An 11147-nucleotide genomic window follows, 5' to 3' on the forward strand; every position below is an offset into this window, starting at 1 on the left:
TTTTCTTGAGGTTTAAGGGAAATGAGAGAAATGTAGGAACTCAAGGAAACAACACAACGAAGGAGTTTTGTCATGGCTCACTTTACACGACTCGAAGTCCTCAACACGATGGTCGAGACCGGACTCGTGCCGGTGTTTTACCACGGCGATCTCGAACTCGCCAAGAAAATTGTCGAGGCGTGCGCGGCGGGTGGCGCGCGTTGCATCGAGTTCACGAATCGCGGCGACTTTGCGCCGTTCGTCTTCAAAGACCTGAGCGAATATTTCGCCAAGGCGAATCCGAAAGTGATGCTGGGTGTCGGCTCGATTGTGGACCCGTACACCGCGGCGCTCTACATCGCGGCGGGCGCGTGCTTTGTCGTCGGACCCTCGTTCAACCCAGAGGTTGCGCGGTTGTGCAATCGCCGTAAGATCGCGTACAGTCCTGGGTGCGCGACCGCGACCGAAATCGCCACCGCCGAAGAGATGGGCGTCGAGATTTGCAAAATTTTCCCCGGCGGCTTGGTCGGCGGACCGGAATTCGTTAAATCCATTCTCGGACCGACACCCTGGACGCGCATCATGCCAACGGGTGGCGTCGAAGCGACGAAAGAAAGCGTGACCGCGTGGACGAAAGCGGGAACTGCCGCGCTCGGCATCGGCTCGAATCTCATCACCAAGGAACGCATCGCGCAAGGCAAGTGGGACGAAATCGCACAAGCGGTGTCGCAAGTGTTGAGCTGGGTCAAAGAAGCGCGGGGCAAGTAATCAGAATTCAGTAGTCAGAATCCAGAATTCAGAATAAGGGCAAGATTCCGTATCTTCTGAATTCTGAATTCTGGATTCTGAATTCTCGGAGATTAACCATGGCTCAAGTGATCAACTACAAACAAATCAAACCGGCGAACGCGTGCAAGTACGACGGCGTGTCGCTCGGCGAAGTGATGTTGCGTTTCGATCCGTTCGACGTGCCGACCGCGCGCGCGCGCGTGACGCGCTTGTTTCAGGGCGGTGGCGAGACGAATGTCTCGTGCGGCATGGCGTACACGTTCGGCTTGCGCGCGGCGGTCATCACCGCGCTTGTGGACGATGATCTCGGCAAGAACATTCGCAATCAATTGCGCGAGTCCGGCGTGGACACGTCGAAAATTATTTGGTTCACCACCAAGAATGATGGCTCACGTTTCTCGACCGATCAAAAAGGCACGCTGATGAACGGCATCAATTTCACGTTCATCGGCAAGGGCGTCATTCCATCGGACACGCTGTACTATCGCGCGCACACGCCGGTGCGCGAACTGCGCGAAGGCGATGTGGACTGGGACGCGTTGTTCGGCAAAGAAGGTGTGCGCGTGTTTAGCACGGGCGGCATCTACACCTTGATTTCGCCGACCTCATCCGGGCTGGCGATTCAAGGTGTGCAAAAGGCGAACGAGTACGGCACGTTCGTCGCGGCGGATTTGAATTATCGTTCCAAGGTCGAGCCGAGCAAACAACGCGCGCGCGAGATCAATCAAAAGATCACGCCGTACCTGGGATTTCTCGTCGGCAACGACAGCGATTTGCACGACGCGCTGGGCTACGAAACCAAGGTGAGCGGCGAAGCGCCGTACCAGGAATGGATCGCGGCGTATCAAGAAACGGTGCGCCGCGTCGCGAAGGATTATTCGAACTTGTCGCTCATCGGTACGCAGTGGCGCGGTGCGACGAACGCGGACATGGTTAGCTGGGGCGCGGTGCTCTATGATGTCGCCAACGACAAAATGTACCAAGCCGTTTTGCGCGAGGACGTGCCGATTGCCGACCGCACCGGCGGCGGCGACTCGTTCGCATCGGGTGTCATCTCGGCGTTGCTCAAGGGCAAAGACCTGGAGACCGCGGTGCAGTGGGGCGCGGCGCACGGCATCCTCGTGCAAGAGACGCCGGGCGATACGACGCTGATCGAACAGAAACTCGTCGAAGCCGAAGTCAAACGCGCATCGTCGAAAGGTGGCGTGCGCGCGACGCGATAGCTCGAATCGTCGCGGAAATCGAATGCCCATCCGAGATAGTTCGGATGGGCATTTCTAATTCCAGCGGCTAGTTTATTGGGACGTGGATGGACGCGGAGATTTTTTATCCGCGTTCTAGAGCGAATGCCATTTTGATTTAAGGTGTACGTTGTATCCAAGACCTGTCAGGTTTTTAGAAACCTGACAGGTCTGCCATAAACCCATCAGGAATTTGCTCGAAATTTGCCGCTACTTGCTCCAATCCATCACGCGCTCGTTCTCGAAATCGAAACGCAAGGACAAGGTGTCCGTGACATTTTTCAGAACCTGGCGCATGTTCGAACCGTCCGCATCGCTCACAAAAAATTCCCACTTGCCATTCCGATTCGACAGGAACAAAACCTGTTTGCCATCCGGCGACCAGGTCGGCGCGACGCTGTCTACAACTTTGTTGAAGAACGTGTACATGATCGCGTCCTGTTGCGTGATGCCAGTCGCATTACTACCATCCGCGTTGACGACGTTCACTTCCCAGCGGTCGTGCGCCTTTTGCGTGTAAACGATACGCGCACCATCGGGACTCGTCTCCGCGGATTGAATCGCGGGCATGTGCAAAATCGGACGAATGACGTTTGCGCCGGTGTCATAGTACGAACCCTGGGGACCCAGGACGAGCGAAGCCGAACCGGTAATTACGTTCGTCGTCATAATCCCGATGTTCGGGTCAGCATAGTTGAGCGTCAAACTATCCGTGCTCCAACTCAACGCGTAGCACAGTGCGGAACACTGCGGTTCGGTAAGAACATTTTTGGTCGTCGCGCCATCCACCGATTTGTTCAGTTCGATCACACCCAGTTTCCATTTCGGATCGCGTTCGTTCGTCGTCTTGTCTTGCACGAACGCGATGTATTTTCCATCAGGACTCCACTTGGGCGAGCGAATGCGTTGCGCGCCGTAAACGAGATGCTCGTTCGAGCCATCGGCGTTCACGACGTACAGACCGGGATATGCGCCACTCCATCGCGCGAACGTGATTTGTTTGCCATCCGGCGACCACGATGGGTCAATGCCATTGGCGATCAACGTGAGATTCGAGCCGTCGCCGTTCACGGTGTAGATCGCGCCGCCAGTCGCGGTTTGAAAAACCAGCTTGCCTTGAATCGCGCCGGTCGGAATCGTTGCTGCAGTGAATGGCACCGCGACGGTCGGCGTCGGAGTTGGCGCGATGATGGGATAAAGCGTGACGGCTTCGCCCGTAATCGTCAGATGAAACGCGATAGTGTTCGTGGTGTTGTTCGTGACGACAACGAAATACCTGCCCGACGTGTTGAACGCGCCCGACCAGTACAAATCGCGCGTGATTTCGCCGGTCGCCGTACTACGATACGGCGTGCCGCGTCCAACCGGCGCGGTCGTTTGATCGCGCAACCAATCGGTTGCTTGCGTCGGTGTGTAGAGCGCAAATTGCAAATCGGTCGCGCCGTTCGCGGCGACGGACACATCCACTTTTGAACGCGTCGCGCTTGACCCAGGTCGCGGACCGAACCCAGGTCCGCCGCCCGAACTCTCGACCGCGTAATCAAAGTAAAACCACCGCGATGTGTTCGGCGCGAGGGCGCTCCAATCCGTCGGTACCATCAATGGATCGTTCGGACTCGTGCCGGTTGGCTCGCCCGCCGCGACGGACGAAATCGCGAACGACGCCAGGACGAGCGCGATGAAACTAACGAGCAATCCTTTCCAAGCGAAATGAGGTTTCATATATTTTCTCCTTGCTGAGATCTGTAACAAGTCGAACGCGATCCATCAACTTCATACACGCGCCGAATCAACGCGCGCAGGTGCGCGATAACGAGTCGAGCCGAGAATGGCTTGCTGATATAGTTGTCTGCGCCAAGTTGAAACCAGTGAACAATTTCTTCGGCGAGCACTTGATCGCCAAGCACGATCACGGGAATTCGCGCGACGCGACCCTGCGTGTGCATTCGCGTGACGATTTCTTCGGGACCCAATCCCGGTAAAAGGGCGCCCACCAAAACTGCGAGTGGCTTCCGCGATTGAATCAGTGTCCAAGCCAGATTGCCATCGGTAGCTTGGAGCACTTGGAAACCGGCGGCTTGCAATGAAGAGCGCAAAACAGATTGGGTCGCAAAGTCAGATTCGGCGACGAGAACATGTTCACACATACTTACATCCTCACGCGACTGAATACGCGTGGCTTATTTTGGTTTGCAATCGTAAAGTGAAACCTGCATACCACTTGGTCCGCCATCGCGGAATGATTGAGTGGTGTTGTTCGTTGCGCCTGTGCCATCGGGTGCGCCGAAATTCGACGATGCCGTGTCAAAGCCGACGAGCGTGCAGGCGCGTGAGACCCAGGATGAAATCTCTGATTGATTACCGCCAGGTCCGCCGCCTCCACCACGCGTGTCGTAGTAGATAAAACGCAATTCATTGTTTGCAACCATCTGCGTCAACTCTTCGCTCGTGACGACTTTATCCTGTCCGTTGAATCCGCCGAGATAGAGCACTGGGCGTCCGGTCGCGAGCACATAGTCCGCGCCTTGCATCGAGCTGGGCACGGCGAGCAAGTACTTGATGCCCTGGGTATTCGCTTGCAGATAACTGAGCAAAGTTTGATTGGTCTGCGCGCCGCCTTGGTTTGGCGGACCCGATGAGCGTCCATCGTACGCGGCAGGCAACGATTGATTTCCACTCGAATAAAAAGTTGTCAGTCCAGACCAGATGCCCGGCGTCAGCAACATCGCGGCGAGGAGGCAAGCCAATCCAGCAGGCGCGGCGAATTTGAATCGGCGCGCGAACCCAGGAATCCATAGCGCGATGCCCACCGCGCCCAATGCGATCACGAGCGGCAACCACCACGCGTTCTTGACGTACGCGTTCGCCGTCGTAATTTGCACGTACAACGTACCGCTCGCCGCGACGATGAACAAACCGAGTGCGAGCCACGCGTGTTTCGCGCGCAGCTGCCACAGTTCCGCCGCGCCGATGCCGACGAGCGCGGCAAGCGCGGGCGCAAGCATCGCGAGATAATACTCGTGAAAGAATCCGGCAACGCTAAAGAAAATTCCGGCGGTCACGAGCCAGCCACCCCACAACACGACGGCTTGGTGTTTCGGCGCGATGGGCAAGCGTACACGCGCGCGGAAAATCAACAATAGCCCGCTGAATAATCCAAACGGCAAAAGCCAACTCGTCTCTTTGCTCAACGGCGTAGTGAACAAGCGCCATGCGCCAGGTTGCCCGGTGTTGAACATTCCGCCGCCACCACCTGGTCCTCCTGGACCACCTTGCGGTGCGTTCTGTCCCTGGGTTGGTTGAAACCCTTGCGGCGGTTGGCGATCATCGCCATCTCGTGGCGGCTGAAATCCTTGCGGCGCGCCAGTGGGCGATTGTCCCGGCGTTCCATTTTGTCCGCCGCTATTTTGATTGCCGCCGAATATTCCGCTCAAGAATCCGCGTCCGCCCAAGCCGAGCAAGCGTTGCGTTCCGTTGTAGCCCGTAATGAGACTCAACACCGAATTGTCGCCGCTACTGCCGACGTACGGTCGTTGATCTTCTGGTGTGAGGTCAACGGCGATTGTCCACGAAAGTGACACGGCTAACAACACGAGCACGGCTAACGCGAGATTCGCCGATTTGCGCCACCAACGTTCGGGTGAACCTAGGACGTACAACGCGTAAAACGCCGGCGCCGGCAAATACGCTTGGAGCATTTTGATATTGAACCCGATGCCGACCAAAAGCGAACCCAGGATCAAGTAGCGCACGCTTCGCGTGCCGCGCTGCGTCGCTTCGAGGAACGCCCACGCCGCGAGCAATAGCGTCAGGATCAGCGTGCTGTCCATCGTGTTGTTGCGATCGGTTGCGACGGCGACCGGCGTGATCGCGAGCGCCAAGCCCGCGACGAGTCCGGCAATCACGCCGAATGGCTTGCGGACGAGACGATAAACCACGAACACGGAAAGAATCCCCGCCATGATTTGCGGCAAGAGTACGCCAAAACCGTTCACGCCGAAAAAATACGCCGAGATAACTTGGAACCATAATCCGACCGGCGGTTTGTCCACGCTGACCGCGCCGCCCGGTTCGGCGGCGGCGAAGAAAAAGTTGTGCCACGATTGCGACATCGCCTCGACTGCCGCGGTGTAGTAATGATTCGCGTCGCCGAGCGCGCTCAGGTTTGCCAAGCGCAACGCCGCCGCGAGCGCGATGATCGCCGCGAGCGCGATCCACTCGAACGCGCGCGCGCGTGACCAGCGCGATGTTTTCGCCGTAACTGTTTCGGTTGTCATCGCTTGAGAAATCAATGTGCTCATTTTTATTTTTCCTTTCGCTCTTGAGACTGGGTTCGCCAACGCGCCATTCGTTCTGTCTGCGCGATTACCTCCATCGTCGTTGCCGAGTTGGCGCGGTTACGCGCGATAATTCGGGCGACGTACTTCGAAACGTCCAAAGCGTATTCGCGAAATAATTCCAAATGACGCCCACCGCAGTCGCGCAGATTTTAGCCAAGAGCGTGCCATAGCTCGCCAGATTGAAGAGCGTGTCGAACGACGGCGCGAGCGAGAGCACGAGGAGATTATTGATGATCAACGCGCTCAGACTGACGATGGTGAATTGCGTAAACTGGGTTCCCAGCGTGCGTTGTTCCTGATCGGCGAACGTCCATCGGCGGTGCAGAATAAAGTTGTTGATGATGCCCGCGCTGTACGAGATCGTGTTGGCAACGACCGTGGTTATGCCGCAAGCCCGTAACCCGGCGAACAAGGTCAGATCAACCAGCGTGCCCAGCACGCCGACGGCAAGAAAGCGTCCGATGCCGCGCCAGCGGTGATTCGTTTCAGATGGATTATTCAAATGGTTCATCGTAATCTTCGACCTCCGCTTAGACGAGGGTTGATTGTTCTGCACTGGGCTGCAGGTTTTGCTCGCGTAATTTCCGGGTGTGGGCAATGATGGTTTGGCGTTCCGGGTGCCCGCACACAAATCCGTACCCGAACGGCATCGCGAATTCGCAGGACGCCGGTTTTTCGACGAGGCACTCGGCAAAGCGATCGGCTAACGCCGCGGCGCGACAGATTTGCGGATCGGGTAGCACACGCACTGGTTGGTTATTTGGTTTCTCGTTCACGTGAACATCCTCCTTTCGGGGTGAATCGTCATGCGCTTATTCGTACCGCAATGCCTCTATCGGATGCAGACTTGCCGCGCGGTTCGCTGGGTAACTGCCAAAGAACAATCCAACACCCGCCGAGAACAACACCGCGAGCAACACCGAGTCTGGATCAACGACCGTGTTCAGTGTGGTCGTGCCCACGCTCATTCCCGAAATCAATCGTGCGATGAGCGCGCCCAGCATCACGCCGATCAAGCCGCCGGATAGACTCAGGATGATCGCCTCGGTCAAGAACTGGGTCATGATGTCAACCTTGCGCGCGCCGATCGCTTTGCGAATGCCGATCTCGCGCGTGCGTTCCGTCACCGAAACGAGCATGATGTTCATGATCCCGATGCCGCCGACGATGAGTGAAATCGCCGCGACGCCGCCGAGAAAAATCGTCAACGTGCCGGTCACTTGATTCGCCGTGTTCAAAATATCTTGCTGACTCGTGATATTAAAGTCGTCGGTGAACTGAATGTGATGTCGTTCGCGCAATACTTCGCTGATCTCTTGAATCACCGTTTCCTGCATTGCCATATCGGTGATCTTGACGTTGATGACCGAGACCGTATTGCTCCCGCGAAATTGCCCTGGGCGCGAGAGACGGGTCATCGCGGTGGTGATGGGCACGTACACTTGCGAATCGGCGTTCATAAATCCGGTGCCGCCTTTCGCTTCCATCACGCCAATCACGCGAAAGTTTTGTCCGCTGATGCGAATCGTTTGACCGACGGGGTCTTCGGTGTCGAACAGCGCGGTCGCCACACCCGCGCCCAGGACGACGACCGCCGCATTTGCGGTGACGTTGGACGACGAGACGAACTCGCCGCTTGCCAATTTGGTGTTCATCGCGTCGAGATATTCCGGCGTGATGCCGAGCACGCGCGCGTTCGTGTTGTTGCCGAGGTACGCCATCTGTCCGAAACTTTCGACCTGGGGCGCGACGCCGACGATGTACGGCAATTCTTCCAATGCGGTCGCGTCTTCTTTCGTCAATGTCGTCGCCGACCCTTCGGCGGTGCGCACGCCGCTACTCTGGGTTGACCCAGGTCGGACGTAGAGCAAGTTCGTGCCGATGCTCGTGATTTGATCGGTGATCGCGGTCTGCGCGCCGCGTCCGATAGATAACATCGCGATGACTGCCATCACGCCGATGATGATGCCGAGCATCGTCAACCCGGCGCGTAATTTATTCGCGCTGATACTGCGTAATGCAATTCGCATACTTTCAATAAAGTTCATCATTGCCTCCGTTATTAGTGTGTTAGTTAGTTCAATAGTTCGATGGGGCGTTAGTGCGGTAGTGCGATGCTTGAAAGGTGCATCCTCAACTATCGTACCATCGCACTATCGCACCATCGAACTATCGAACTATCGCACCATCGTACTATCGCACTATCGCACTATTGCACTAACATTCCATCGCGCACCCGAATCGCGCGTGGCGCCTGGCTTGCGATGCTGGGATCGTGCGTGACGAGAATCACGGTTAGACCCTGGTCGCGATTGAGCGATTTGAAAACATTCATGATCTCCGCACCCGATTTCGAATCGAGATTGCCGGTCGGCTCGTCGGCGAGAATGATGCTGGGATTGTTGACGAGCGCGCGCGCAATCGCGACGCGTTGTTGCTGTCCGCCGGACAATTCGTTCGGGCGATGATGCAGGCGATCTCCCAGCCCCACCGCTTGGAGCGCGGCGCGCGCGCGTTCTTTACGATCCGGCGCGCCGGCGTAGACCATCGGCAATTCCACTTGGTCGAGCGCGGGCGTGCGCGGCAAGAGATTGAACTGTTGAAACACAAAACCGATTTTCTTGTTCCGCACGCCAGCTTGCTCGTCGTCCGTCATCTTGGACACGTCCGTGCCATCGAGAAAGTACTCGCCGCTAGATGGCGTATCGAGACATCCGATGATGTTCATCAGCGTGGATTTGCCGGAGCCGGACGGTCCGGTGATCGCGACCATTTCGCCTTGCTCGATTTGGAATGTGACGCCATCCAACGCTGAGACCTGGATGTCGCCCATACGGTAAATTTTTTTCACATCGTTGATTTCGATTACGGCTGACATAGTTCACTTCCTGGTTGATTTGCCGCCAAGACCATCGAGCATCTCGACGGCGGTACTTTTTCGTTTGCTTGTAATCTCTTCGCTAGAATCCCGGTTTCTTCGAGAAACCGGGATTCTATTCTATTAATTCGGCGGCGGACCACTCGGACCACCCAGACCTGGGATGCCAGTGCTGCCCGTACTCGTCGTCGTCTTGGTCGTCGTTTGATTGATCACGACCACGTCGCCTTCTTGCACGCCGTTCATGATTTCAACATACGAGTCATTCGACAGCCCGATGGTCACAACCTTTTGAGCGGTTTGATCTTTTTGTTGCACAGTTACTACTTTTTGATTGCTCTTGGTGCTGATGGCGCGCGTCGGGACGAGCAGAACATTGTCGCGTTGTTCGACGATGATGTTCAGGTTCGCGGTCATACCGGGTTTTACCGTGCTGTCGGGATCCGTCATTTCCAGTGTGATGGAATAATTCACCACACCCGATGTGACCGTGCCGACCGGACTGATCGCCGTGACCTTTGCTTGGTACGTTTTGCCGGTCAACGCATCGAGCGTGACCTGCGCCGGGTTGCCGATTTTGATTTTGGGCAAGTCCACTTCGGCAATCGAGACTTTGATTTGTAGACGGTCGGTGTTGACGACCACGATGGCAGTGCTTTCACCCGCGGCGAAATCGCCTTTCTTGAAATTCACGGCAGACACGACTCCATCAATCGGCGCGACGAGCGACACATTTTCCAAATTCGTTTTCGCCGTGTCCACCGCGATCTGCGCGTTATCGAGCGTGGCTTGCGCGACCTGGAGATTTGTCTCCAAATTCTTTTGCGCCTGTTCGAGCGCGACCTGGGCTTTGTCGTACGTCGCCTGTGCTTGCTTGAGCGAATTGTCGTTGATCGTCGCAGCAGTCATTTTATAATTCGCCAACGCCGATTGGTACTCAATCGTCGCGGATTGCAACGTCGCGGCTTCGGTCGTCATGCCCACATCGCCGCGCCATGCGATTTTGTTATAGTTGCCTTGCGCCTGTTGCAACGTGACGGTCGCCTTGTCCAGAGATGCTTTGGCGACGATGATCGAATTGGGGTTTTGCTCGGCGGACACTTTGGCGGCGTCGAGACTCGCCTTGGCGCTTGCCAATTCTGTTTGCGCGTTGCGCAGCGAAAAATTCAAATTGGCTTTCGTCTGCGCGTAACTTGCCGTCGCGCTCGCGAGATTGCTCTGCGCGGTCTTGAGCGCGAGTTCCAAGTCCGATGTTTCTTGTTGCATCAACAATTGGCTGGTCTTGACCACGTCGCCGACCGCGACTTGTACCTTGGCGACGCGTCCGCTGTTTTTGAACGCGAGCGTGGACTGGTCTACCACCGAGACGTTGCCTGCCGCGCTCACGGTCGCGACAAGCGAACCGCGCTTGACTGTGGCGGTTTGAGTGGTGGTCTTGGCGGTGGTCGTGCTCGCCGATGTGCGTTGCCAGACGAAAAAGCCGGCGACGGCGAGCACGACGATCACGAGACTGGTGATGAGGATGATTCTGCGTTTCATTGGTTATTCTCCTGAAAAAAATATGTTTGTTTCCGAACGACTCGGATAAATTGCGCCGACTGTGTGTGCCGCGTGCGCGGCGTCGAACATGATCGAGAACCTGATGTGTTCGAATCTGAGGTGACTGGCTCCGGCGCAACCGAGTGATGGGCGTTAGTGATGCTTGCGGACAACAAGGCGAGCAACGCGATGCTGGTGCGATCGGATGGTATGGTCAAGTGTGTTTCCCTCTTGATGTGATTCGCTTATGTGCCTGCGTTTGATTTCTGCTGAGATTCTAGCCGATGCAACTTGGAATTTGCTAAAGCGCGATTAAAGAAATGCTGAAAAATCTTGCGCGATTTCTCAGCATATCTTTAGAATAAGACTAGTCCCTTTTCA

Annotated in this window: 10 protein-coding genes; 2 read left to right on the forward strand and 8 right to left on the reverse strand. The window is 56.3% G+C overall.

Going from position 1 to position 11147, the window contains the following annotated elements; genetic code table 11:
• The first annotated feature begins 72 nt into the window (after positions 1 to 72).
• Positions 73 to 747 (forward strand): bifunctional 4-hydroxy-2-oxoglutarate aldolase/2-dehydro-3-deoxy-phosphogluconate aldolase, encoded by a 675-nt coding sequence (locus tag HY868_05695; GenBank protein ID MBI5301611.1) that lies wholly within the window; start codon positions 73 to 75, stop codon positions 745 to 747.
• A 98-nt stretch (positions 748 to 845) separates the two neighbouring features.
• Positions 846 to 1991, forward strand: coding sequence for a sugar kinase (locus tag HY868_05700; GenBank protein ID MBI5301612.1), 1146 nt, complete (start codon positions 846 to 848; stop codon positions 1989 to 1991).
• A gap of 228 nt (positions 1992 to 2219) precedes the next feature.
• Here the strand turns inward: HY868_05700 and HY868_05705 are convergent, their stop codons facing one another.
• The 8 genes from HY868_05705 to HY868_05740 form a co-directional block, all read right to left on the reverse strand.
• Positions 2220 to 3731, reverse strand: a complete 1512-nt coding sequence (locus HY868_05705; GenBank protein MBI5301613.1) for a PD40 domain-containing protein — start codon at positions 3729 to 3731, stop codon at positions 2220 to 2222.
• Positions 3728 to 4156, reverse strand: coding sequence for a response regulator (locus HY868_05710; protein MBI5301614.1), 429 nt, complete (start codon positions 4154 to 4156; stop codon positions 3728 to 3730). The genes HY868_05705 and HY868_05710 overlap by 4 nt, the downstream gene beginning before the upstream one ends.
• Before the next feature lie 33 nt (positions 4157 to 4189).
• Positions 4190 to 6310 carry a glycosyltransferase family 39 protein gene (locus HY868_05715; GenBank protein ID MBI5301615.1) on the reverse strand — a complete coding sequence of 707 codons (2121 nt, stop codon included), beginning with the start codon at positions 6308 to 6310 and terminating at the stop codon, positions 4190 to 4192.
• Between the two features lie 64 nt (positions 6311 to 6374).
• Positions 6375 to 6860, reverse strand: a complete 486-nt coding sequence (locus HY868_05720; GenBank protein ID MBI5301616.1) for a GtrA family protein — start codon at positions 6858 to 6860, stop codon at positions 6375 to 6377.
• 19 nt (positions 6861 to 6879) lie between these two features.
• Positions 6880 to 7125 (reverse strand): hypothetical protein, encoded by a 246-nt coding sequence (locus HY868_05725; GenBank protein MBI5301617.1) that lies wholly within the window; start codon positions 7123 to 7125, stop codon positions 6880 to 6882.
• Positions 7126 to 7161: 36 nt separating this feature from the next.
• Positions 7162 to 8397: an ABC transporter permease gene (locus HY868_05730; GenBank protein MBI5301618.1), complete on the reverse strand. Its 1236-nt coding sequence runs from the start codon at positions 8395 to 8397 to the stop codon at positions 7162 to 7164.
• A gap of 161 nt (positions 8398 to 8558) precedes the next feature.
• Positions 8559 to 9227, reverse strand: coding sequence for an ABC transporter ATP-binding protein (locus HY868_05735; GenBank protein ID MBI5301619.1), 669 nt, complete (start codon positions 9225 to 9227; stop codon positions 8559 to 8561).
• A 123-nt stretch (positions 9228 to 9350) separates the two neighbouring features.
• Positions 9351 to 10766 (reverse strand): efflux RND transporter periplasmic adaptor subunit, encoded by a 1416-nt coding sequence (locus HY868_05740; protein MBI5301620.1) that lies wholly within the window; start codon positions 10764 to 10766, stop codon positions 9351 to 9353.
• Positions 10767 to 11147: the final 381 nt, after the last annotated feature.

It is taken from the genome of Chloroflexota bacterium (assembly GCA_016219275.1).
Lineage (GTDB): Bacteria > Chloroflexota > Anaerolineae > UBA4142 > UBA4142 > JACRBM01.